Annotated in this window: 22 protein-coding genes; 13 read left to right on the forward strand and 9 right to left on the reverse strand. The window is 69.4% G+C overall.

Annotated elements, in window-relative coordinates:
• The first annotated feature begins 147 nt into the window (after positions 1 to 147).
• Positions 148 to 366 carry a DUF7455 domain-containing protein gene (locus C6C15_RS09185; protein ID WP_025103577.1) on the forward strand — a complete coding sequence of 73 codons (219 nt, stop codon included), beginning with the start codon at positions 148 to 150 and terminating at the stop codon, positions 364 to 366.
• 26 nt (positions 367 to 392) lie between these two features.
• Here the strand turns inward: C6C15_RS09185 and C6C15_RS09190 are convergent, their stop codons facing one another.
• Both C6C15_RS09190 and C6C15_RS09195 read right to left on the reverse strand, forming a co-directional pair.
• Positions 393 to 1,430 (reverse strand): alanine racemase, encoded by a 1,038-nt coding sequence (locus tag C6C15_RS09190; RefSeq protein WP_105950798.1) that lies wholly within the window; start codon positions 1,428 to 1,430, stop codon positions 393 to 395.
• An 11-nt stretch (positions 1,431 to 1,441) separates the two neighbouring features.
• Positions 1,442 to 2,146: an alanine racemase gene (locus C6C15_RS09195; RefSeq protein WP_234024111.1), complete on the reverse strand. Its 705-nt coding sequence runs from the start codon at positions 2,144 to 2,146 to the stop codon at positions 1,442 to 1,444.
• An 84-nt stretch (positions 2,147 to 2,230) separates the two neighbouring features.
• Here C6C15_RS09195 and C6C15_RS09200 point away from each other — a divergent pair, with 84 nt between their 5' ends.
• Positions 2,231 to 3,247, forward strand: coding sequence for a sugar-transfer associated ATP-grasp domain-containing protein (locus C6C15_RS09200; protein WP_105949903.1), 1,017 nt, complete (start codon positions 2,231 to 2,233; stop codon positions 3,245 to 3,247).
• Positions 3,248 to 3,345: 98 nt separating this feature from the next.
• Here the strand turns inward: C6C15_RS09200 and C6C15_RS09205 are convergent, their stop codons facing one another.
• The 3 genes from C6C15_RS09205 to C6C15_RS09215 form a co-directional block, all read right to left on the reverse strand.
• Positions 3,346 to 4,038 carry a coenzyme F420-0:L-glutamate ligase gene (locus C6C15_RS09205; protein WP_060921806.1) on the reverse strand — a complete coding sequence of 231 codons (693 nt, stop codon included), beginning with the start codon at positions 4,036 to 4,038 and terminating at the stop codon, positions 3,346 to 3,348.
• Complete coding sequence (locus C6C15_RS09210; protein ID WP_370670652.1) at positions 4,038 to 5,231, reverse strand: RNA polymerase sigma factor; 1,194 nt, start codon at positions 5,229 to 5,231, stop codon at positions 4,038 to 4,040. Before C6C15_RS09210 ends, C6C15_RS09205 begins: the two co-directional genes overlap by 1 nt.
• Before the next feature lie 215 nt (positions 5,232 to 5,446).
• On the reverse strand, positions 5,447 to 6,388 hold the full coding sequence (locus C6C15_RS09215; protein ID WP_060921805.1) for a proteasome assembly chaperone family protein: 942 nt from the start codon (positions 6,386 to 6,388) through the stop codon (positions 5,447 to 5,449).
• A 114-nt stretch (positions 6,389 to 6,502) separates the two neighbouring features.
• Between C6C15_RS09215 and C6C15_RS09220 the strand changes: the two genes are divergently transcribed.
• From C6C15_RS09220 to sucB, 3 genes are all read left to right on the forward strand, one after another.
• Positions 6,503 to 7,981 carry a leucyl aminopeptidase gene (locus C6C15_RS09220; protein ID WP_105950799.1) on the forward strand — a complete coding sequence of 493 codons (1,479 nt, stop codon included), beginning with the start codon at positions 6,503 to 6,505 and terminating at the stop codon, positions 7,979 to 7,981.
• Between the two features lie 5 nt (positions 7,982 to 7,986).
• On the forward strand, positions 7,987 to 9,360 hold the full coding sequence (gene lpdA / locus C6C15_RS09225; RefSeq protein ID WP_105949904.1) for a dihydrolipoyl dehydrogenase: 1,374 nt from the start codon (positions 7,987 to 7,989) through the stop codon (positions 9,358 to 9,360).
• A gap of 66 nt (positions 9,361 to 9,426) precedes the next feature.
• On the forward strand, positions 9,427 to 11,226 hold the full coding sequence (gene sucB, locus C6C15_RS09230; protein WP_105949905.1) for a 2-oxoglutarate dehydrogenase, E2 component, dihydrolipoamide succinyltransferase: 1,800 nt from the start codon (positions 9,427 to 9,429) through the stop codon (positions 11,224 to 11,226).
• A gap of 15 nt (positions 11,227 to 11,241) precedes the next feature.
• Here the strand turns inward: sucB and C6C15_RS09235 are convergent, their stop codons facing one another.
• Positions 11,242 to 12,663: a hypothetical protein gene (locus tag C6C15_RS09235; protein ID WP_158698538.1), complete on the reverse strand. Its 1,422-nt coding sequence runs from the start codon at positions 12,661 to 12,663 to the stop codon at positions 11,242 to 11,244.
• Between the two features lie 162 nt (positions 12,664 to 12,825).
• Here C6C15_RS09235 and C6C15_RS09240 point away from each other — a divergent pair, with 162 nt between their 5' ends.
• Positions 12,826 to 13,536 (forward strand): DUF4191 family protein, encoded by a 711-nt coding sequence (locus C6C15_RS09240; RefSeq protein WP_025103588.1) that lies wholly within the window; start codon positions 12,826 to 12,828, stop codon positions 13,534 to 13,536.
• Positions 13,537 to 13,593: 57 nt separating this feature from the next.
• On the opposite strand, the gene C6C15_RS09245 is transcribed toward C6C15_RS09240, so the two are convergent.
• A complete protein-coding gene (locus C6C15_RS09245; protein WP_060923121.1) occupies positions 13,594 to 14,781 on the reverse strand; it encodes a RimK family alpha-L-glutamate ligase in 1,188 nt (395 codons plus the stop codon).
• 18 nt (positions 14,782 to 14,799) lie between these two features.
• On the opposite strand from C6C15_RS09245, the gene C6C15_RS09250 reads away from it, so the two are divergent.
• The gene (locus C6C15_RS09250) at positions 14,800 to 15,288 is read left to right on the forward strand and encodes an ATP-dependent zinc protease family protein (RefSeq protein WP_105949907.1); all 489 of its coding nucleotides are present in this window, start codon (positions 14,800 to 14,802) and stop codon (positions 15,286 to 15,288) included.
• 3 nt (positions 15,289 to 15,291) lie between these two features.
• Here the strand turns inward: C6C15_RS09250 and C6C15_RS09255 are convergent, their stop codons facing one another.
• Complete coding sequence (locus tag C6C15_RS09255; RefSeq protein WP_025103591.1) at positions 15,292 to 15,687, reverse strand: RDD family protein; 396 nt, start codon at positions 15,685 to 15,687, stop codon at positions 15,292 to 15,294.
• Positions 15,688 to 15,834: 147 nt separating this feature from the next.
• On the opposite strand from C6C15_RS09255, the gene glnA reads away from it, so the two are divergent.
• The 5 genes from glnA to C6C15_RS09280 all read left to right on the forward strand — a co-directional run bounded on the left by glnA (position 15,835) and on the right by C6C15_RS09280 (position 19,800).
• Entirely contained in the window at positions 15,835 to 17,259 is a 1,425-nt protein-coding gene (gene glnA / locus C6C15_RS09260) for a type I glutamate--ammonia ligase (protein ID WP_025103592.1), read from the forward strand.
• Between the two features lie 204 nt (positions 17,260 to 17,463).
• Entirely contained in the window at positions 17,464 to 17,754 is a 291-nt protein-coding gene (locus C6C15_RS09265) for a hypothetical protein (protein ID WP_105949908.1), read from the forward strand.
• A complete protein-coding gene (locus C6C15_RS09270) occupies positions 17,754 to 19,040 on the forward strand; it encodes a putative T7SS-secreted protein (RefSeq protein ID WP_105949909.1) in 1,287 nt (428 codons plus the stop codon). The genes C6C15_RS09265 and C6C15_RS09270 overlap by 1 nt, the downstream gene beginning before the upstream one ends.
• Positions 19,037 to 19,519 (forward strand): hypothetical protein, encoded by a 483-nt coding sequence (locus C6C15_RS09275; protein ID WP_105949910.1) that lies wholly within the window; start codon positions 19,037 to 19,039, stop codon positions 19,517 to 19,519. Before C6C15_RS09270 ends, C6C15_RS09275 begins: the two co-directional genes overlap by 4 nt.
• On the forward strand, positions 19,516 to 19,800 hold the full coding sequence (locus tag C6C15_RS09280; RefSeq protein WP_105949911.1) for a WXG100 family type VII secretion target: 285 nt from the start codon (positions 19,516 to 19,518) through the stop codon (positions 19,798 to 19,800). Before C6C15_RS09275 ends, C6C15_RS09280 begins: the two co-directional genes overlap by 4 nt.
• A gap of 23 nt (positions 19,801 to 19,823) precedes the next feature.
• Here the strand turns inward: C6C15_RS09280 and C6C15_RS09285 are convergent, their stop codons facing one another.
• Complete coding sequence (locus C6C15_RS09285) at positions 19,824 to 20,216, reverse strand: VOC family protein (protein WP_105949912.1); 393 nt, start codon at positions 20,214 to 20,216, stop codon at positions 19,824 to 19,826.
• Between the two features lie 136 nt (positions 20,217 to 20,352).
• On the opposite strand from C6C15_RS09285, the gene C6C15_RS09290 reads away from it, so the two are divergent.
• On the forward strand, positions 20,353 to 21,708 hold the full coding sequence (locus tag C6C15_RS09290) for a serine/threonine-protein kinase (RefSeq protein ID WP_158698539.1): 1,356 nt from the start codon (positions 20,353 to 20,355) through the stop codon (positions 21,706 to 21,708).
• Positions 21,709 to 21,787: the final 79 nt, after the last annotated feature.

The raw sequence follows: 21,787 nt of genomic DNA on the forward strand, positions 1-21,787 counted from the left end.
CTCGCAGACACTCCCCGGGGCGCCGCCTTCGCGGGTGCGCGCGTACGCGCTGAGCGAAACACGCCGTCGACCGGGCATGCCCCCAGGTGCAGCGTGGTTGTATTGAGCACGACCAACAAGGACGCCGACACCCGAGGAGGCCCCGAGATGAATGCAACGACCGAACGTGAGACCTCCGCTGTCGAGTACCGCCTGACCGCGATGGACCGCTGCGACTCGTGTGGAGCGCAGGCCTACATCGCCGCCGAGGTCAACGGTTCCGAGCTGCTCTTCTGCGCCCACCACGGCCGCAAGTACGAAGAGAAGCTGCGCAGCGTGGCCACGAGCTGGCACGACGAGACCGCCCGTCTCATCGAGACGGTCTGATCAGCGCCTGACCCGGCCGGGCCGGTTCAGTCCACGACCCTCCGCCGAATCCGCGGACCGAGGCGGGTGAGGATCTCCTCGCCCACCGTATCGATCCGCTCGGCGAGGGTCGTTGCTGTCTCCTCCCCCTGTGCGCCGGGGCCGAAGATCGTCACCTCGTCGCCGACCGCCATCCCCGGCCAGCCTTCGACCGTCATCGTGGCGACATCGATGGTCGACACCGCACGCGAGCCGGCGGGGGTGCCCACCGTCATCCCGGCCAGCGTGGAGGGGACGCCGTCCAGGCTCCCGACAGCGACGATCGCGTTCTCGCCCTCCAGCCGCACGACCGGCGCGACGAGACGCGCCGCGGGACGGATCCCGTCGAGGTCCGGGCCGTCCGCCGAGCGGACGCCGTAGCAGAACGCGCCGATCCGCGACACGGTCCCGCGCAGCTCGGGTCGCCACCAGGACGCGGCCGAGGCCGTGAGGTGCACAGACGCCGGCTGCGGCCCGGTCAGGCCGACCTGCCGGACGGCGTCGAGGAACACGGCCTGCGCCTCGTCGTCCTCGGCATCGCTCGCCTCGGCGATGTGGCTCCAGACGCCGACGAGGGCGAGTGCGCCGGAGCGCTCGGCGTCTCGGGCTTCGGCGACCGCGGCCGCCCAGTCCTCCGGGCGCACGCCGTTGCGATGTAGCCCGGTGTCGATCTTGAGGTGGATCCGTGCGCGCAAGCCGAGGACCTCCGCCCGCGCGGCGATGCGCCGGAGATACTCGACCGTGCCGACGCCGAGCTCGATGTCCTGCAGGAGCGCCTCGTCGATCTCCTCATCGGTCGAGGTCGCCCAGGCGAACACCGTCACCTCCCCGCCCGCGATGCGCCGGACCTCGACGCCTCCGCGCACGTCATAGCTGCCGAACGAGGTCACCCCGGCCTCGAGGGCCGTCTCGACCGCCCAGCGGAGCCCGTGGCCGTAGGCGTCGTCCTTGAGGACCAGCATCAGCGTGGAGTCGCCGAGGCGGTCACGGACCGCCGCGATGTTCGTGCGGAAGACGGCGCTGTCCAGACGCAGTTCGGGGCGCATCGGGCCTCCCATCATGCCTCCCATCCGCGCACGGCGTGCGCTCCCGGGACCGCGACGAGCTCGGCCGGGGTCATCCGAGTGAGCTCCGCCCAGCGCGCGATGGCGCCGGAGGCGGGTCCGGTCCCTCCGAAGTAGGTCACCGCGTCGCCCACCTCCGCGGGGGCGCCCTGGAGGTCGATGACGCAGACGTCCATCGCGACACGCCCGACGATGGGGTGCAGCGCGCCGTCGATCTCCACGTCCGCGTGGTTGCCCAGGGCCCGGACGACGCCCTGAGCGTAGCCGCCCGTCACGAGCGCGACCGTGGTGTCCGCCGCCGCCCGGAAGGTGTAGCCGTACGAGACGGCCTCTCCCGCCCGCAGGCGCTTGGTGGACATGACACGGCCGACCAGACGCATGACCGGAGGCGTCGTCGGGAGGCCCTCCGCGGACGGCAGCCCATAGAGGAGACGGGGATCGAGGTCCGGCTCTCCAGTGGTCGTGGCGGTGATGCCTTCGAGACGGAGCGCCTCGACCTCTCCGGGGGAGTCGACGAGGACCTCCTTCGCTCCTGCCGCGGTCACCGCCTGGGCGACGGCGAGCAGACCGTGACCCCACGCATCGCGCCGCAAGTCGGCCCGACGACCTCCCGCCTGGATCGCCGCGGACGCGCCGGCAGCGAGGGCCGAACGCGAGATCATCGCCTGCGGAAGCGCACTCGAACTCGTGTCACACACGTGCTCCAGCCTAGCTTCCGCGCTCCCAGGAGCCTGGGGGCTCCCCGCGTAGACTGGGACGTCGATCCCTAGACCCGGAGCTTCATGTCTCGTCTTTCTCTCGCGCCCCGCATCCGCTACCTCCTCGGCCGTGCCCGCCGCATCGACGTCGGTTCGGTGTTCGAACGCGCCAAGGAGGCCTCGGCCCAGCATCACCGGCCCGTGCCCACGATCGTCGCCGACATGCTCTGGTCGGCGGCCCGTCACAACGTCGGCTTCCAGGACTACATCGACTACGACTTCGCGATGCTGAACCGGGCCGAGCGTGAGACGTACATGACGCACCCCGTGTCCAACCAGCTCTCGCAGAAGTACGACCACCCCGACTTCCGCTGGATCTTCCAGGACAAGATCGAGTTCAACCGCAAGTTCTCCGCGCACCTGCACCGTGAGTGGATGGTGGTCGAGGAGGGGAACGCCGACGAGGTCCGCGCCCTGACGGAGCGCCTCGGCACGATCGTCACGAAGGAGCCGGTCGGCCAGGCCGGGACCGGTGTGCACCGGTATCACGCGGCCGACATCACGGACTGGACCGAGTTCCACCGCGGCCTCCTCGATCGCGGCGAGCTGCTGATCGAAGAGGTCATCCGCCAGCACGACGACCTCGCAGCCGTGTGCCCCGGGACCGTGAACACCACGCGCATCACCGCGTTCTTCGACGGCGAGAAGGCGCACATCCTCGCGATGGCGCAGAAGTTCGGACGCGGCGCGGTGAGCGACCAGATGACCTTCGGCGGCTTCTACACGATGCTCGACGAGAACGGGCACGCGGTGGGCGCCGGCTACGACTCGCACGGCCACGTCCACGAGACGCACCCGGACTCCGGGTTCCGTATCGCCGACTTCCAGCTGCCCTATATGGACGAGGTGCGGGCGTTCATCGATCAGGTCGCCCGCGTCGTGCCGCAGGTGCAGTACGTCGGCTGGGACGTCGTCGTGACCCCTGACGGCCCCGTGCTCGTCGAGGGCAACTGGGGCGCAGGCGTGTACGAGAACAAGCCCAGCATCACCGGCATCCGTACCGGGCACAAGCCGCGGTATCGCGAGGTCATCGGCTTCTGAGCCTGTCGAAGCGTCGACCCGGCCCCTTACGAACGAACCGGCCCCTTGCGTTCAAACGCAAGGGGCCGGTTCGTATGTGAAGGGGTGGTTCGACCCGCTCAGACCGCGCGGACGATGCCGAGCGGGGTGGACTCGAGGCCCTGCCCCAGCGGGTTGTCACCGAGGATCTTCACCAGCCGCAGCTCCCCCGCCTTGTCCAGCGTGGAGCCGAGGATGTTGCCGCCGAGATCGTTGATGTCGACCACGGCCACCTCCGCCTGACCGCCGATCAGCGTCTTCAGGTGCGCCGCGACCCGGTCCGGATCCTTCGGCCCGAGCACCACAGCCTCGTTGTACGGAGGGATGGTGTGCTTCGTCGGTCCGTCGATCGCGCGCGCCTTGTCCCCCGCGATGCGGTAGAAGTCGCCCTTGCGCCCGAACGCCTTGGTGATCGCCGAGACGGCCGCCGCGAAGAGGATGCGCGGCGTACCGCACTCACGCAGCGCCATCTCCATCGTCTCGGGCATGCCGAGACCGATGCCGTACGGCGTGCGCGTGACGTACTTCGACAGGAACAGCGCGAGCTTCCGCGGCTTGATCTCGTCCAGGCGGTAGGACCGCCCCTGCGTGATCGCGACGATCTTCTCGGTCACGAAGAGGAGGTCGCCCGGCTGGACGGCATCTTTGGCGTACTCCGTGATGATGGCGTCGAGATCGTCGTCCGGCATCACGACGCGGGTGCGCAGCGGGATCCGCGCGTAGCTCTTTCCGTCGACGCTCGTCTCGAGCGCCTTGCCCTCGTTCGCCTGCATCACTCGAGGTAGTCCCGCAGCGACTGCGAGCGGCTCGGGTGGCGCAGCTTGGCCATCGTCTTGGACTCGATCTGGCGGATGCGCTCACGCGTCACCCCGAACGTGTCACCGATCTGGTCGAGCGTCTTCGGCTGACCGTCGCCCAGGCCGAAGCGCATCCGGATCACGCCGGCCTCGCGCTCGGAGAGCGAGTCGAGGAGCTGCTCGAGCTGACGCTGCAGCATCGTGAAGCCCACGGCATCGGCGGGGACCACGGCCTCGGTGTCCTCGATGAGGTCGCCGAACTCGCTGTCGCCGTCTTCGCCGAGCGGCGTGTGCAGGGAGATCGGCTCGCGGCCGTACTTCTGTACCTCCACGACCTTCTCGGGGGTCATGTCGAGCTCGCGGCTCAGCTCTTCCGGGGTGGGCTCGCGACCGAGATCCTGGAGCATCTGGCGCTGCACGCGGGCGAGCTTGTTGATGACCTCGACCATGTGCACGGGGATGCGGATCGTGCGGGCCTGGTCGGCCATGGCACGCGTGATCGCCTGACGGATCCACCAGGTGGCATAGGTCGAGAACTTGAAGCCCTTGGTGTAGTCGAACTTCTCGACGGCGCGGATCAGGCCGAGGTTGCCCTCCTGGATCAGGTCCAGGAACTGCATCCCGCGTCCGGTGTAGCGCTTGGCAAGGGAGACGACGAGACGGAGGTTCGCGCCGAGGAGGTGGCTCTTCGCGCGCTGACCGTCACGGGCGACCCACTGCAGGTCGAGTCCGAGCTGGCTCGTCTTCTCGGCGGGAGACATCGCGGAGAGCTTCTCCTCCGCGAACAGACCCGCCTCGATGCGCATCGCGAGCTCGACCTCTTCGGCCGCGTTCAGCAGCGCGACCTTTCCGATCTGCTTCAGGTAGTCCTTGACCGGGTCGGCCGTCGCGCCGGTGATCTGGGTCGAGTAGACCGGGACCTCTTCGTCGTCCTTGGAGGAGATGACGATCGCACCGGTCGGCAGCGGCTCGGTGAAGGCCGGCTTCGCGTCGTCCTCCTCCTCGTCGCCCGCGGCGTCTTCGGAGCCCTCGGCCGCAGCGGCGTCGTCTTCCTCGACGACGTCGTCCGACTTCTTCTTCTTCGCGGGGGCGCGCTTGGCCGCGGCGCGCTTGGGCGCGGGAGCCGCTTCGGTCGCTTCGACGTCCTCGACCTCGGGATCCGCGGTGATCTGATCGGCCTTCTTCGTCCGCGTGTTCTTCGTCGTGGCAGGAGTCACGTTTCGCCTTTCACGGGGCCGCTGGGAGACCCCGGGACATTTCGGACACTAGTAAGACCCTTGTCAAGTCCAGCGCTCGAAAACACTGATTGACAACGGGTCGGACTCCTAGTATCGCACACGTATGGCGATGAGGACGCATTCGAGGGCGATCCGCTGCGAGAGATTCAGCCGCGCCCCGGCTTGTCCTCGTCGCCGGACGGACGCGAGGCGAGGTAGCGCTCGAGCTCGGCCGCAAGTTCATCGGCGCTGGGCAGGTCGCGTTCGCTGAACCCGCCCTCGTCGTACGAGTCGTCTTCGGGGTCGCGACCGGCCATGTAGGCGTCGTAACGACGTTCGAGGTTGTGCACCATCTGCTGCAGCTCGTCGTTCGCCGCGACCTGCTCGTCGACCCGGGCGATGTAGTCCGCGCGCCGCTCCTGCACCGCGTCGAGCATGAGCACGAGACCGGTCGACGCCATGAGCTTCTCTGCCGCCGCGCTGACCGCCTCCGGATTCTCCGTCTCGGCGAGGTAATGCGGCACCAGCAGCACGAAGCCGACGACGCGCTCGCCCCGCTCCGCGAACCGGAACTCGAGCAGGTGGCCGGCGGTGGCGGGCACCTGCGTGCGCGGACGCCATACGGAGTGTGACACCACGAGATCGCGCCGATTACCGCTCACCGTCGTCCCGATGGGACGCGTGTGCGGCACGGGCATGGCGATCGAGTGGACCCAGTGCAGTCCTGAGGCCTCGAATTCCGCAGCGAGATCCAGAACGGTCTCCGCGAAGGCGTTCCATGCGAAGTCGGGCTCATACCCCGTGAGCAGCAGGAACGGGCGTCCCAGCGCATCCGTGGCGAGGGAGAGCTCGAGGCGGGGCGGGCGGAACTCGGCGAGGTGGTCCTGGTCGAACGAGATGACCGGGCGGCGCGCGCGGTAGTCGAGGAGCACATCGTTGTCGAAGATCGCGAGCGGCTGCGGCGACGTCGTCTCCCGCAGGTGATCGATGAGCCCGGACACCGCACTGCCGGCGTCGGTGAACCCGGTGAGCAGCATCACGAGAGGCAGGCCGTGGGGCACCGCGGGGGCGTTCGCGACGCGTTCGTGGATCTCTCCGGAGAAGGGCATGTCTCCATGCTACGAGCCGCACCCGGAGCCGGGCTCTGACGTGTCTCGCTGAGAGCGAACACACCCCGGCCGCCGGACCGACGACCCCGGTGCGGAGATCCTAGGATGGAGAGCATGACGCTTCCCGTGCTCTCGCACACCACCGATCAGTTCCCCGGAAGCGCTGCCGATGCCGCAGTGCTCGTCGTCCCCGATCTCTCCGAGTCGGCCGAGTCGCTGGTGGCTCACCCCGGTCTCGCCGACGTCCTGGCGGGCATCGGCTTCACCGGCGCCGCCGGAGCGTTCGCGCGGGTCTACGCCCCCGAGGTGACGACCCTCCCCTTCGCGGTCGTCGGCGTCGGCTCTACCATCGACGACGCGTCGGTGCGGAGCGCCGCGGGCACGGCTCTTCGCTCTCTCACCGGCTTCGACACCGTCGCGCTCGGCCTCGCCTCCGGGCTCGAGGCGCACGCGGCCGCCGCGGCGGAGGGCGCCGTCCTCGGTGGCTACCGCTTCGATGACTACCGCGCCGAGAACGGCAGGAAGAAGCGGGCGACGGCGGTCGTCGTCCACGCCCCGCTCGACGACGCGACCGTCGCTCGCGCCCAGGCCACGGGCGAGGCTGTCGCCCTCATCAAGGACCTCGTGAACGTGCCCGCGGAGTGGCAGAGCCCCGCACAGCTCGCGCAGAGCGCCGCCGACAGCGTCGCCGACCTCGACGTGACCGTGCAGATCCTCGACGAGACCGCTCTCGCGGAACAGGGTTTCGGCGGCATCCTCGGCGTCGGCCAGGGCTCCGACCGCCCACCGCGTCTCGTCCGCCTCGACTACGCGCCGGCGGACGCGCAGCGCCACATCGCCCTCGTCGGCAAGGGGATCACGTTCGACACCGGTGGGCTCTCCCTGAAGCCGGCCGCGTCGATGGTCGGCATGAAGTTCGACATGGCGGGCGCCGCCACCTCTCTCGCCGCGCTCCGCGCCATCGCAGCCCTGCGACTTCCCGTGCACGTGACCGCCTGGCTCTGCATCACCGACAACATGCCGTCCGGCCGCGCCCTCCGCCCCGGCGACGTCATCCGCATCCTCGACGGCACCACCGTCGAGGTGCTGAACACCGACGCGGAAGGGCGCCTCGTCCTCGCCGACGGCCTGGTCGCCGCGAGCCGGGAGAACCCCGACGTCATCATCGACGTCGCGACCCTGACCGGCGCGATCGTCGCGGCCCTCGGCCACCGCCACACGGGTGTCTTCGGCGACAACGAGACGGTCGCGGAGTTCCTCGCCGCCGCTGCGCGCACGGGAGAGCCGGCGTGGCACATGCCCCTGCCCGCCTACATGGAGGAGACGCTGGACTCCCCCATCGCCGACATGATCAACGCCAACATGGGAGATCGGATGGGCGGCGCGTCCTTCGCCGGCCTCTTCCTGCGACGCTTCGTCGGCCGCACCTCGGACGCGGACGACGCGCCGCGCATCCCCTGGGTGCACCTGGACATCGCGGGCTCCGGTGAACACGCCGGCGCCCCCTACGGCTTCACCGAGAAGGGCCCCACGGGGGCGATGGTCCGATCGATCATCGCCTTCGCCGAAGCAGCATCCCACCCGGAGGCATGACACCCATGACAACCCACACCTTCGACATCGTCGTCCTGGGCGGCGGCAGCGGCGGGTACGCCGCGGCACTGCGAGCGAGCGAGCTCGGCAAGTCCGTCGCACTGATCGAGAAGGACAAGGTGGGAGGCACATGCCTCCACCGCGGGTGCATCCCCACCAAGGCGCTGCTGCACGCCGCCGAGGTGGCGGACCACGTGCGCGACGCCTCCTCCGTGGGAGTCACGGCCTCGTTCGGCGGGATCGACGTCGCCGGGGTGCGCACGTACCGCGAGGGCATCGTCGCCAAGAAGTACAAAGGCCTCGAGGGGCTCGTGAAGGCGCGCGGGATCACGACGGTCCCCGGGCTCGGCCGCCTGAACACGGACCGGAGCATCAGCGTGGGCGACGACGTCTACGTCGGCACCGACGTGATCCTCGCCACGGGCTCCTACAGCCGCTCGCTGCCGGGGCTCGAGATCGGCGGACGGATCCTGACCAGCGAGCAGGCCCTCGCCCTGGACGTCATCCCCGAGCGCGTGCTCATCCTGGGCGGCGGCGTGATCGGCGTCGAGTTCGCGAGCGTATGGCGCTCCTTCGGCGCCGAGGTCACCATCGTGGAGGCCCTGCCCCACCTCGTCCCGAACGAGGACATCGCGATGAGCAAGGGCCTCGAACGCGCGTTCCGCCGGCGTGGCATCCAGTACTCGCTCGGCGTGCGCTTCCAGACCGCCACGCAGGACGACTCGTCCGTGACTGTCACCCTGGAGGACGGCAAGGAGCTCACTGCCGACTACCTCCTCGTCGCCGTCGGCCGCGGCCCCGCCACCGCCGACCTGGGATTCGAGGAGGCCGGCGTGCGCCTTGACCGGGGGTTCGTGACGGTGGACGACGAGCTCCGCACCGGCGTCCCCGGCGTGTGGGCGGTCGGCGACATCGTCCCGGGTCTCCAGCTCGCCCACCGCGGGTTCCAGCAGGGCATCGCGGTCGCCGAGCGCATCGCGGGCCTCACCCCCGTGAACGTCCCTGACGTGCAGATCCCCAAGGTGACCTACTCCAGCCCCGAGGTCGCCTCGGTCGGTCTCACCGAAGAGGCGGCGATCGCGGCACATGGCGCCGACGCCGTCCACTCCTACGAGTACAACCTCGCGGGGAACGGGAAGAGCGAGATCATCGGCACGGGCGGCCTCGTCAAGGTCGTCCGCCTCAAGGACGGTCCCGTCCTCGGCGTGCATCTCCTCGGCGACCGCGTCGGCGAGCTCATCACCGAGGGGCAGCTCGCGGTCGCGTGGGAAGCCCACCCGGAGGACATCGCGCCGCTCATCCACGCCCACCCGACCCAGAGCGAGGCCCTCGGCGAAGCCTTCCTCGCGCTGGCCGGAAAGCCCCTGCACGCCCTCTGAGCACCAACCGGTGCCCGAGTCACTAAGCTAGACAAGCGTCATACAACTTCTGAAGGAGACTCAGTCATGAGCACATCCGTGGTCCTCCCCGCTCTCGGTGAGAGCGTCACAGAGGGTACGGTCACCCGCTGGCTCAAGCAGGTGGGAGACACCGTCCAGGCGGACGAGGGCCTGCTCGAGATCTCGACCGACAAGGTCGACACCGAGATCCCCTCTCCCGTCACCGGCGTCATCGAGGAGATCCTCGTCGCCGAGGACGAGACCGTCGAGGTCGGTGCTCTGCTGGCCCGCATCGGTGACGGCAGCGGCGCGGCCCCTGCCGGCGATGCCGCTGCCGCCGCCGAGGCCGCTCCGGCCGAAGCCGCCGCCCCCGCCGCTCCGGAGCCCGAGGCGGCTCCCGCAGCGGAGCAGCAGGCTCCCGCCGAGTCCGCTCCCGCCGAGGCCGCCCCTGCGGCTCCGTCCGGCGACGCGACCGACATCGTGCTCCCCGAGCTCGGCGAGAGCGTCACCGAGGGCACGGTCACCCGCTGGCTCAAGCAGGTCGGCGACTCGGTCGAGGTCGACGAGGCGCTCCTCGAGATCTCCACCGACAAGGTCGACACCGAGATCCCATCGCCGGTCGCCGGCGTGCTGCAGGAGATCGTCGCCGGCGAGGACGAGACCGTCGAGGTCGGCGCCGTGCTGGCACGTGTCGGTTCCGGTGCTGCTCCCGCGGCTCAGGCCGAGGCTCCCGCCGCGCCGCAGGCCGAGGCTCCCGCCGCGCCGGCTCCGCAGGCCGAGGCTCCCGCCGCGCCGGCTCCGCAGGCCGAGACTCCGGCTGCACAGCCCGAGGCTCCGGCTGCTCCTGCCCCGCAGGCCGCTGCTCCCGCCGCGCCGGCCCAGCCCGCTGCTCCCGCACAGCCCGCTGCTCCGGCACAGCCCGCGCAGGCCGAGGCTCCCAAGCTGTCGCTGCCGACCGAGAGCGACAACCTGTACGTGACCCCGCTCGTCCGCCGTCTGGCTGCGCAGCAGGGTGTCGACCTCGCCACGGTCAAGGGCACCGGCGTCGGAGGCCGTATCCGCAAGGAGGACGTCCTCAAGGCGGCCGAGACGGCGACCGCCGCACCGGCGGCCGCCGCGGCACCGGCTCCGGCACCCCTCGAGGTGTCGCCGCTGCGCGGGACCACTCAGCCGATGTCGCGCCTGCGCAAGGTCCTCGCCAAGCGCGCGGTCGAGTCGATGCAGCAGACCGCTCAGCTCACCACCGTGGTCGAGGTCGACGTCACCGCTCTCGCCGAGTACCGCGACAGCGTCAAGGCGTCCTTCCTCGAGAAGACGGGCGACAAGCTCTCCTTCCTGCCGTTCTTCGCGCTGGCGGCGGCGGAAGCCCTGCAGGCCTTCCCGATCATCAACGCGACGGTCGACGGCGAGCAGATCGTCTACCCGGCCTCCGAGAACGTCTCGATCGCGGTCGACACCGAGCGCGGTCTGCTCACGCCGGTGCTCCGCGACGCGGCGTCGAAGAACATCGCCGAGATCGCCCACGAGATCGCCGACCTCGCGGCGCGCACGCGCGACAACAAGCTGAAGCCCGACGAGCTCGCGGGCGGCACGTTCACGCTGACCAACACCGGTTCGCGCGGCGCGCTGTTCGACACCCCCGTGGTGTTCCTGCCGCAGTCGGCGATCCTCGGCACCGGCACGGTCGTCAAGCGCCCTGGCCTGGTCAAGGTCGGCGGCACGGACGCGATCGCGGTGCGCTCCTATGTGTACCTGGCCCTGTCGTACGACCACCGCATCATCGACGGTGCCGACGCGGCCCGCTTCCTCGGCGCTGTCAAGGCTCGCCTGGAGGCCGCGCAGTTCAGCGGTCAGCTCGGCGCCTGACTCGACGGCTTCGTCTCACCTCGGCTGGTCCGCGACGCGATATGCGTCGCGGACCAGCCATTTCTCTTCTATGCGCGCGAGAACGAGAGTGATCGCACCCTCCGTCCCCTCCTCGTCAGCGGACGATGACGGCACTTCCAGCACGGCGATGTCTCCATACCGATCGATGAGAGCGGCGTCCTGGACGTCGGCGGCTCCGGAGACGAGCGGGATGACCTCCGACGGGCTCGCCGCGACCGCGGAAGCGCACACCCGGTCCTCCTGAGCTTCGCACTCCTCGATCTGGGCCACGAGCCCCGGCAGGGCGAGCACCGGATCGTCGCCCGTCGGCGCCACCGGTGTGCGGGCCGCGGGAGCCGGCGACGGGGAGTCTACGTCCGCAGAGTCGGCCCCCGCTCGATGGGGCGAGGCCGAGGGCCGGCTCTCCGGGGGCCCGTCCGCCGGATCATCTCGCTCGTTAGGCCACAGCAAGCCGGCAAGCAGCACCACCACCGCGCCGGCACCGGCCACGGCGAGAACCCGCGGCCGTCGGGATCCGGTCCCCCGCTCCGGTGCGGCCCGGCGCGGCCTGCCGGCCTGCTGGCCGATGAGGGCTCGCGTCCTGCCGACGAGGCGGTCACGCAGAACGAGAATGTCGGCAACGATCCGTGTCGAGCGCGGTCCGCCCGCTCCTTCCACCCGCGCCCGGCGGTGCCGCAGTCGCGCACGGGCAACCGGCTCGACCCGGACGCGCCGCAGCGCCCCGGCAACCCCCGTCTCCACGGGAGGGCCTGCCCGGTCTTCGGCCGCCTCTTCCAAAGGTCGCGGCGCCGCCATCTCCAGGAGCTCGCTCTCCACCTCCTCGAGCAGCCGCCGTGGCACCCTGCGCTGTGCCGCGGCCGTGTCGATTCGATCCCGGGCGCGGTCGAGAGCCCGAGCCAGCATCTTGTCCATACACTCCGCGCGCAGCCGGCCTACGATCTCGGAGACGGCAGACGCCGCCTCCTGGCCGGGCCCGACCACGAAGAGCGGCCGGCCACCCTCGGTGAGCCACCATGTTCCCTGCGCCTCGACAGCCGGCGCCGGACCCAGTTCCGCCAGTCCGCGCAGCAGACTCACGACCACCGTGCCGATCTCCCCGGGCGGCAGCCCACCCTGTGTCCGGAGCCGTCGGTCCAGGTACGACTCCAGCCGCTCCGTGCACCAGGGAAGCAACACGTCATGCCCGTCCAGCCGTCGGGCGATGTCGACCGGAGCCGCGATGTGCTGAAAGCCCGCGTACCGCCAGCCCGCCCAGCCGGCGAAGCTCTCAGCGTCGGCGCGCACGAGCGGCCCGTCCGGTGAGGTCACGAGCGCACCGTGGAAGGGCCCTTCGGAGCGGTCGAGGAGACGGATCGTGCGGTGCGCCTGGGCGAGCACGGCCGGTTCCTGCAACGGAGTCTCACGCGCTGGTGTCATGTGGTCCATCCCACCCGACCCGCCGGACCCGCCGTGGCTGTTCGGTGCCGCCGGGAGGGGATCCGGTCGCGGTCCGAATTGTGCAGGAACGGTCACCCTCTGCTCTCCGCTGCACGCGAACGGCGGCATCGCAAGGCGCTCGGACTCGGTAGGCTGGTCTCCATGGCAAAGCGTGCTCCCGAACCCGAGAAGCGTCCTGGGTTCTTCTCCCAGATCAAGTCCCTCTTCCGGTTCACGCGCGAGGCCTACCCCTGGCTCCCCTGGGCGCAGGCCGCGATCCTCATCGGCGGCGTGCTCCTCGGTCTCCTGGCCGGCTACCTGATCCCGCCGTTCCAGGTGTGGACGCTCGTCCTCTGGGCGATCACCGGCCTCATGCTCGGCGTGCTCGGCGCCCTCTTCCTCATGACCAGGCTCTCGACCTCGGCCATGTACACGAAGATCGACGGCATGCCCGGTGCGACGGGTCACGTGCTCAGCACCAGCCTGGGTCGCCAGTGGCAGGCTTCCGAGACCCCGGTGGGCATCAACCCGAAGACGCAGGAGGCCGTGTACCGAACGGTCGGCCGCGGCGGCATCGTCGTCGTCGGCGAAGGCGCCCGCGGACGTCTCACGCGGCTGGTGAACGAGGAGCGCAGCCGGGCGCAGCGCGTCGCCCATGGCGTGCCGATCACGGTGCTCTACGTCGGGCACGGCGAGGACGAGGTCCCCATCGCCGACCTCGCGAAGACCATCAAGAAGCTCCCGAAGGCCATCGACAAGGCCACGATGGCGGCCGTCATCCGCCGCATCGACTCGGTCTCGCAGTCGCTGTCGTCGCTTCCCATCCCGAAGGGGATCGACCCGACGAAGGTGCGGGCGCAGCGTCCGCGCTGACCCGCTCCCCCGAACCGCGAAGCGCGGCCGTCCTCACCGAGGGCGGCCGCGCTTCTCTTATTCCGAGAGCGGCTGTTTGGGGAGACGGCGCACCTTCGCCCGGCGGCGACGACGCTCGGGGATCATGGAGCGCATCTCATCGAGCTTGCCGAAGCAGAACAGGCGGTCGTCGGGTTCGAGGACCACGTGCTTGCGCGGGTTCGGGATCACGCTCACCCCGCGGTGCAGCGTGAGGACGGTGATGTCGCGTTCCCACAGACCCGCCTCCCCCAGCGTCTTGCCGACGAGGTCGGCGGCGCCGTGGACCATGAGCTCGGCGACGCCGTATCCCGTGGAGACCGTGAGGCGCTGCCGCACGTCGATCTCCGGGAAGGCCACCTGACCGGCGATGTAGTCGATGATCGCGCCCGCGACGTCGAGCTTGGTCGCGGTCTCGATGCCCTGCAGGCCCGGGGAGGAGTTGACCTCCATCACCAGGGGTCCCTCGTCCCCCTCCAGCATGTCCACGCCGGCGACGCGGAGTCCCATGATCTGGGCCGATCGCACGGCGGCCCGCTCGTAGACCGGGTCGAGCTCGATCGCCTCGACCGAGCCGCCACGGTGCACGTTCGAGCGGAACTCGTCTCCGGCCGCCGAGCGCCGCATCGCCGCGACCACGCGGTCCCCGACGACGAGCGCGCGGATGTCGCGCCCCCGGCTCTCGGCGATGAACTTCTGGATGAGCACGTTCTGCTTGGTGGAGTGGAGCGTCTCGATGATGGCCTCGGCCACCTTCACCTGAGGCGCGAGGATGACGCCGATGCCCTGGGTGCCCTCGAGCAGCTTGATCACCACGGGAGCACCCCCGACGCGCTCGATCGCCGGTCGCACGTCGGCGCGGTTGCGCACGAAGGCCGTCGGAGGCATAGCGATGTTGTGCCGGGAGAGGATCTGGTTCGCCCGCAGCTTGTCGCGCGCGCTGGAGATGCCGTTCGCCGTGTTGGGGGTGTAGACGTCCATCTGCTCGAACTGCCGCACCACGGCGGTGCCGAAATACGTGATCGAGTTGCCGATGCGGGGCAGGATCGCGTCGTAGTCGCTGAGCTGCCGGCCCCGGTAGTGCAGGTCGGGCTCATCGGAGGTCAGGTCGATCGCGAAGCGCAGCGTGTTGAGCACCTTCACGTTGTGGCCCCGCTGCAGTGCGGCCGCGCGGAGGCGTTGGGTGGAGTACGCCTGCGGCGCACGGGACAGCACTGCGATCTTCACGGGGGATTTCCTGCCAGGATGTATCAGGTGAGTAGGTCTACCCATTCAAACACCCTTACGGGGTGGCGCGAGTGGGTGAGCCTGCCCGATCTCGGCGTCGACTGGATCAAAGCCAAGATCGACACCGGCGCCCGCACCTCGTCCCTGCACGCGTTCGACATCCAGGAGTTCGAGCGCGACGGCGAGGCGTGGGTGCGTTTCCGCGTGAAGCCCTGGCAGGACAGCCAGGAGGACGCGGTCGTCGTGGAGTCCCCCATCCACGACCGCCGAGCCGTCCGGAGCTCGTCCGGACACGCGCAGGAGCGTCTCGTCGTGCAGCTGATGATCCGGCTCGTCGACCGCGAGGTGATGGCCGAGGTCACGTTGAGCAACCGGGACGAGATGGGTTTCCGCATGTTGATCGGCCGCGAAGCGCTGCGTCGCGGTTACGTCGTCGATGCGGCGCGTTCCTTCCTCGGCGGCCGCGCACCCCGTGAGGCACGCCGGCGCAACCGCGGCCGCGCCTGAGCGTCAGGCGCGGATGAGGACCGTTCCCACGGCCTTGTCGTGCAGACCGCGCTGATCCGGGTCCCACACCACGGCCGGAATCACGATCAGCAGCAGCAGCGTGCGTACGATCGGGCGCCATAGGCCGACCCAGCCGCCGTCGAGACGGACGACGCGCATGCCGAGGATGCGGTGCCCGGGGCTGCCGCCCGCGGTCGGGATGAAGAGGATCTGCACGACGCCGAAGATGAGCAGCGTGGCGAACGGGTCGTACTGGAAGAACGCGACGGAGAGGATGACGGCTGCCGTCCAGTCGATCGCGAGGGCGCCGATCCGGCGACCGGGGCGGCCGATGCTTCCCGGTCCGGACTCCGGGAGTCCGAGTCGCTCACCGGGGTACGTGTTCACAGCATCCGTCACCCCTCCAGCCTACCGAGGCTGTGGATGCCCTCCGATCCTGCTCACGCTGTAACACGGACGAAACAAAGCGGATACCGTGGAGAAATCCCCCGTCCGTACTGTGCAAAGTGGCCCCGAAGCCATCGATCCGCATCACAGGAGTCGTACATGTTCAAAGATTCGTCCGAGGTACTGGCCTACATCAAGGAGAACGACGTCAAATTCCTTGACATCCGTTTCACCGACCTCCCTGGTGTGCAGCAGCACTTCAACATCCCTGCGGCGACGGTCGACGAGGCCTTCTTCACGGACGGACAGCTGTTCGACGGCTCCTCCATCCGCGGCTTCGCCAGCATCCACGAGTCGGACATGCAGCTCATCCCGGATGTGACGACGGCGTACATCGACCCCTTCCGCGAGGCGAGCACCCTCGTGATGATCTTCGACATCTACAACCCGCGCACCGGCGAGATCTACTCGAAGGACCCGCGTCAGGTCGCGAAGAAGGCGGAGAAGTACCTCACCTCCACCGGCATCGCCGACACCGCGTTCTTCGCTCCCGAGGCCGAGTTCTACATCTTCGACGACGTGCGCTACTCCGTGACCGCCGGCGAGAGCTTCTACAAGGTCGACTCCGAGGAGGCCGCGTGGAACACCGGCCGCGAGGAGGAGGGCGGGAACCTCGCCAACAAGACCCCCTACAAGGGCGGCTACTTCCCCGTCAGCCCGGTCGACAAGACGGCCGACCTGCGCGACGACATCACCCTCAAGCTCATCGATGCGGGCTTCATCCTCGAGCGCTCCCACCACGAGGTGGGCACGGCCGGCCAGCAGGAGATCAACTACCGCTTCGACACCATGGTGCACGCGGCCGACGACATCCTGAAGTTCAAGTACATCGTCAAGAACACCGCCGAGGAGTGGGGCAAGGTCGCCACCTTCATGCCGAAGCCGCTGTACGGCGACAACGGCTCGGGTATGCACACCCACCAGTCGCTGTGGAACGACGGCAAGCCGCTGTTCTACGACGAGGCCGGCTACGGTCAGCTCAGCGACATCGCGCGGTGGTACATCGGCGGCATCCTGGCGCACGCGCCGGCCCTGCTCGCCTTCACCAACCCGACGCTGAACAGCTACCACCGTCTGGTCAAGGGCTTCGAGGCTCCGGTCAATCTGGTCTACTCGGCCGGCAACCGCTCCGCCGCGATCCGCATCCCGATCACGGGCTCGAACCCGAAGGCCAAGCGCATCGAGTTCCGCGCCCCCGACGCCTCGGGCAACCCGTACCTCGCCTTCGCCGCGCAGCTCATGGCGGGCCTCGACGGCATCAAGAACCGCATCGAGCCGCACGAGCCCGTCGACAAGGACCTCTACGAGCTCCCGCCCGAGGAGGCCAAGAACATCCCGCAGGTGCCGAACTCCCTGCTGGACTCGCTCGAGGCGCTCCGCGCCGACCACCAGTTCCTCCTCGAGGGCGGCGTGTTCACCGAGGAGCTCATCGAGACCTGGATCTCCTACAAGTACGAGAACGAGATCCTGCCGATCGCTCAGCGCCCGCACCCGTTCGAGTACGAGCTGTACTTCGGAGTCTGAGCCGAACGCAGATCGCGAAAGAGTCCGTCCCCATCCGGGGGCGGGCTCTTTCGCTGTCCAGGGCCGGGCGATGACGGCAGCCTTATCCCTCCGTACTCATCCGAGGTTACTTCCTACGCATACACAGACATTTCGCTATCCTCTGACCACGTCTTCGCCTATGCTCGATCCCGCAGCCGGGGGGGCTCGCAGGAAGAGGGCGGCATGTCGCAGGACTACGAGGTCGACACGGACGTGTTGCGGACGATGGCGGCGAAGACGCGACGCATCATCTCAGACGTCGGGGCGACCGACCTCACCCCGCCGACGAGCGCCGGCCACGAGTGGGTGGTCGCGGCCTCTGAGCGGTTCGCCGAAGCCTGGTCTGCGGGCCTCGCGGCCCGGGTGACGGACTCCGACGCTTTCACCGAACGTTTGGCGACGACGGCCCGGATCTTCGACGAGGGGACGGATGCCGCGAAGGCCGAGGTCGACGCGATGATCTGGGAAGAGTGATGGAGCTCGGGCAGACCCGCTCCGCCGCCGCCCTCATTCCCGGCTCCCCCGGCGAGGTCCGGCAGACAGCCGAGGCGTGGAAGGCACACGGCTCGGCTGCAGCACGGGTGCACGACAAGCTCGCGACGCTCGACGATGAGGGCACCTGGACCGGCGAGGCCTACGACGCGTACTTGGCGCGCTTCGACCGTCAGCTGCTGCACTGGTCGAACGCCGGCGACGGGCTCCGCGAGGGCGCTCACGCCCTGTTCACCTGGGCGGATGCGCTGGAGTGGGCGCAGGAGGAAGCCGCGCGCGCCATCACCCTGTGGGACGAGGCCGAGCAGCAGGCCGCCACGGCGTTAGCCGCGCACCGCGCGTACGTCCGCGAGCTTCGGGTCGGGCAGGGTCTACGGCACCCGGACGTGGAGGTGCCGTTCGTCGACCCGTCCGGTCCGGCGCATGAACAGGCCAGAGAGGTGCTGTTCACCGCCCGGGCGACGCTGGAGGTCTTCGCCCGGGACTGCGCTGTCCGATTGGAGCAGGCTGCAGAGGCCGCGCGCATGCCGCTCACCGAGGCTGAGGCCGCGACCGCAGCCCAGCATGCCGTCACCGAGGCGGTGTTCACCCTTGCTGTCGTGCAGCCGTTCCAGGCCACGACGGACATGCTCGCCGTCTCCGCGCAGACGCTGTGGGAGCACCCGGACATCATCCTCGAACTCCTCGGCGGGGCTGCGACCTTCATCGGAGGCGCGGCACTCGCTGTCGGTGGCGGAGGTCTGACCATCACCGGAGCCGGCGCACTCGCCGGCGCACCCGCCATCGCCGCCGCAGGCCTCGGCGTCGCCGGCGTCGGTGCGGGACTCATCGGGGATGCAACCGGGCGGTGGTTCCGCGAAACCGACAGAGCCGCCGACTCCCGCAAGGGTGTCGATCGCGGGGATGGACGAGACTACGAGGGCAAATACGCAAACGGTCAGGAGGAAAAGCCGTGGGTCGACAAAGAGAAGATCGGACTCGACAAGTTCGCCGCTGAGGAGCAAGTGGAAGTGATCCGTATCAAAGCCAAGGTGGGCTACGACGGCGCGCCACAGGACGGCCGATACTATGACGGCCTCGTCCGAAACCCTGACGGGACGTTCACAGCCATCGAGGTCAAGTCCGGTGGTGCTTATGACGCGTATTTCCGGCCGGGGAGCACACAGCGCCAGTTCGACGCGCAAGTGAACGATGGGGCCGTCGCGAGAGGGCGGCTCAATGGTGAGAGTATCGAGATTTCTAGGGTGATTGTGAGAAGGGAACCATGAGCAGCTACGGACCGTTCGCAGAGAGAACCCCACGCGGCCAGGAAGGGTGGATTGAAGAGGTCTTTCGTCCGGTCCCGGATACTCTTCGGCTGAGGCTCGAAGCACTGGACGGCCTGGAGACATTCACCTACATCATCTGGCGGGGCAGCGACCCGACGAGCATCGTGGGGTTCGACTCCAAGCCTGGTGGATCCTTCATGCAGGCGGCGGGTTCAGCCGATCAGATGACCGTGGAGGTCCGGTTGGCAGGGCCTGACGGTCAGACCCGCCTGTACACGGTCGGTCGTCCCGAGCCTGCCGATGGGACGACGCTGATCCCGATCAGTCAGACCCGTGCGGTGCGCGTGTTCTCGAACGAGGTGTTCACCGCCGACGAAGCCGCGGTCATCTTCTACACCTACTACCTCACCGACGCCGTCGCTCAGCCGTACGTCCTCCGCGAGCTCGACCTCAGCCAAGAACTGTCGGAGCAACGATGAGAGTAGCGGTCCGTCACGACGCCATTAGCGACACGGTCGCGCGTCTCGCCCTCACCGTCCGGCAGTTCCAGGAGCGGCTCGACGCCCTCGACGCGGAGGCCGCTCGACTTCGATCCTCATGGTCCGGTGAGGCGCAGGCGGCATACGACCGCGCCCACCACGACTGGGACACCGCCATCCGCCGGATGAAGGCCGCCCTCGCCGAAGCCAACCGCCGACTCATCACCGCCAACGCCATCTCCATGGAGACCGCCAGCACCGCCGCCCGCCTCTGGCGGTAACGGTGCTCCGGGCATGGCCCGCGTCAGAACTCGTCGGCGACGATCTCGGCCTTGAAGCCCGCGGAGTTCTCCAGCCATCCGGCGTAGTGATCCGGCCCGCCCGCGTGCGGGTAGCGCTCCGCGTACAAAGGCCGCCAGCCGTGTTCTGGCGCCGCCGCCATGATCGCGTCCACACGGTCCCGCGGGCCCGCAGCGAAGGCGAGATGGTTCACGCCCGGGGCACGACGATCGTGTTCACTGCTGCTGAGGTTCGGGGATGTCGTGAGGGTGACATACGCGCCACCCGCCTCCCAGGACTCGCCCTCGGGCCATGCACCGGCGCGGACGAAACCCACCGCACCGAGCAGCCACCCCCACTCCGCTCGCGACGACACGAGGTCGGCGACCCAGACCTCCACGTGGTGAATCCCTGCCATCCGTCCAGTCTCTCAGCTCCCCGTGGATCCGCCATTGCAGGTGTCGGGCTCTACGTCAACCCCAACGCGTCGCTTTTTTTGCGCGGATACGGTGAATACATCGTCGGGATACCCGGTCCCGCCAGTGGAGGACGCCGTGATCACCCAGGAAGCCCCGCCCACCGCCGCGCTTCTGGACGGCCGCTACCGCCTGGCGGAGGCTGTCGGCATGGGCGGGATGGCGACCGTGTATCGCGCGGAGGACATCGCCCTCGAACGCACCGTCGCGGTGAAGATGTTCCGCGAGTCAGACGATGCCGTCGTGTCCGTGGAGCGGGTGCATTCGGAGAAGGCGCTCCTCGCGGGCCTCAACCACCCGGGCCTGGTCACACTCCTCGACGCGCACCTCGAGCCCGGACGACCGAAGTACCTCGTGATGGAGTACGTGCCGGGACCGACGCTGAGCAAGCGCATGGCCCGCGCGACGGTCCCACCGCGGGAGATCGCCACGATCGGGGCGGACATCGCCTCCGCCCTCCACGCCGTGCACAGCGCCGGCATCGTGCACCGCGACATCAAGCCCTCGAATGTCCTCCTCACGCCGCCCCTCGACACGAACGGCCGCTGGAGCGCGAAGCTGGCCGACTTCGGGATCGCCTGCGCCATCGACATGTCCCGCGTCACCACTCCCGGCATCGTCCTCGGGACGCTGACCTACATGGCACCGGAGCAGTTGCGCAACGGCGACATCCGTCCCGCGGTCGACGTCTACGCGCTCGGGCTCGTCCTGTTGGAGGCGCTCACCGGTAAGCCCGGCTTCGCTCCCACCCTCAGCGTCGAATCCGCCCTCGCCCGTCTCCACATCGCGCCGGAGATCCCGGCGGAACTGGGATCGGAGTGGGCCGCTCTGCTCAGCGCGATGACGGCGATCGACCCCGACGCACGGCCGCACGCTCTGGAGGTCGAGAGCGAACTTCGCCGGCTGATCGACCTCCCTTCGACCGAGGAGGTCGCCACGGACGTCACCGTGCCGCTTCCCGCGCCGACGGCAGGCACCCTCCCCCGCACCCGCGCCGAGGCCCGCGCCCGCCGTCGCGCCGCCTCGGCGCACCCCGCCGCGTCCCCGGCCGGGCGCACGCGCCGTCGTCGCGAGTCCCTGCTCATCGCTGCGGTGGTCGTACTCGGCGCGGTGACCACCGCCTCCGCAGCACTGCTCGGACACGGCGAGCAGGCCCTCGCCAGTTCGGGTGCCGTCTCCGACGGTGCCTCGAGGATCGTCGAGGACCTCCCGCCGGTCGAGCCGACTCCCGCGGACGCCGTCGTCGACTCGGAGCAATCAGAGACCGTCGCCGTGGAGCCGGTGGCCGCGACCCCGGTGACACGGACGGCACCGGTCACCGAGTCGGTCGCCGAGGATAGCCTGCCCGAGAACGCCGCACCGCAGGCGCAGGAGAACCGAGGCAAGAGCCCCGGCCGCGACCGCAACAACGGCAAGGGCAATAGCAGCCACTGATCCGACGCTTCCGACGCCCGCCGGGCCGGCGGGTGTCGCTGAGCAGCGCGCGGGACCGGGTGGAGGATGATCGAGTGTC

Origin of the sequence: Microbacterium sp. str. 'China' (assembly GCF_002993305.1) — a bacterium.
Lineage (GTDB): Bacteria > Actinomycetota > Actinomycetes > Actinomycetales > Microbacteriaceae > Microbacterium > Microbacterium paraoxydans.

What these genes read in the sequence shown, in the direction of transcription:
- C6C15_RS09185 (WP_025103577.1), top strand. Translation starts at nt 148, where the DNA reads ATGAATGCAACGACCGAACGTGAGACCTCCGCTGTCGAGTACCGCCTG.
- C6C15_RS09190 (WP_105950798.1), bottom strand. Translation starts at nt 1,430, where the DNA reads ATGCGCCCCGAACTGCGTCTGGACAGCGCCGTCTTCCGCACGAACATC.
- C6C15_RS09200 (WP_105949903.1), top strand. Translation starts at nt 2,231, where the DNA reads ATGTCTCGTCTTTCTCTCGCGCCCCGCATCCGCTACCTCCTCGGCCGT.
- C6C15_RS09205 (WP_060921806.1), bottom strand. Translation starts at nt 4,038, where the DNA reads ATGCAGGCGAACGAGGGCAAGGCGCTCGAGACGAGCGTCGACGGAAAG.
- C6C15_RS09215 (WP_060921805.1), bottom strand. Translation starts at nt 6,388, where the DNA reads ATGCCCTTCTCCGGAGAGATCCACGAACGCGTCGCGAACGCCCCCGCG.
- C6C15_RS09220 (WP_105950799.1), top strand. Translation starts at nt 6,503, where the DNA reads ATGACGCTTCCCGTGCTCTCGCACACCACCGATCAGTTCCCCGGAAGC.
- lpdA (WP_105949904.1), top strand. Translation starts at nt 7,987, where the DNA reads ATGACAACCCACACCTTCGACATCGTCGTCCTGGGCGGCGGCAGCGGC.
- sucB (WP_105949905.1), top strand. Translation starts at nt 9,427, where the DNA reads ATGAGCACATCCGTGGTCCTCCCCGCTCTCGGTGAGAGCGTCACAGAG.
- C6C15_RS09235 (WP_158698538.1), bottom strand. Translation starts at nt 12,663, where the DNA reads ATGACACCAGCGCGTGAGACTCCGTTGCAGGAACCGGCCGTGCTCGCC.
- C6C15_RS09240 (WP_025103588.1), top strand. Translation starts at nt 12,826, where the DNA reads ATGGCAAAGCGTGCTCCCGAACCCGAGAAGCGTCCTGGGTTCTTCTCC.
- C6C15_RS09250 (WP_105949907.1), top strand. Translation starts at nt 14,800, where the DNA reads ATGTATCAGGTGAGTAGGTCTACCCATTCAAACACCCTTACGGGGTGG.
- glnA (WP_025103592.1), top strand. Translation starts at nt 15,835, where the DNA reads ATGTTCAAAGATTCGTCCGAGGTACTGGCCTACATCAAGGAGAACGAC.
- C6C15_RS09265 (WP_105949908.1), top strand. Translation starts at nt 17,464, where the DNA reads ATGTCGCAGGACTACGAGGTCGACACGGACGTGTTGCGGACGATGGCG.
- C6C15_RS09270 (WP_105949909.1), top strand. Translation starts at nt 17,754, where the DNA reads ATGGAGCTCGGGCAGACCCGCTCCGCCGCCGCCCTCATTCCCGGCTCC.
- C6C15_RS09275 (WP_105949910.1), top strand. Translation starts at nt 19,037, where the DNA reads ATGAGCAGCTACGGACCGTTCGCAGAGAGAACCCCACGCGGCCAGGAA.
- C6C15_RS09280 (WP_105949911.1), top strand. Translation starts at nt 19,516, where the DNA reads ATGAGAGTAGCGGTCCGTCACGACGCCATTAGCGACACGGTCGCGCGT.
- C6C15_RS09285 (WP_105949912.1), bottom strand. Translation starts at nt 20,216, where the DNA reads ATGGCAGGGATTCACCACGTGGAGGTCTGGGTCGCCGACCTCGTGTCG.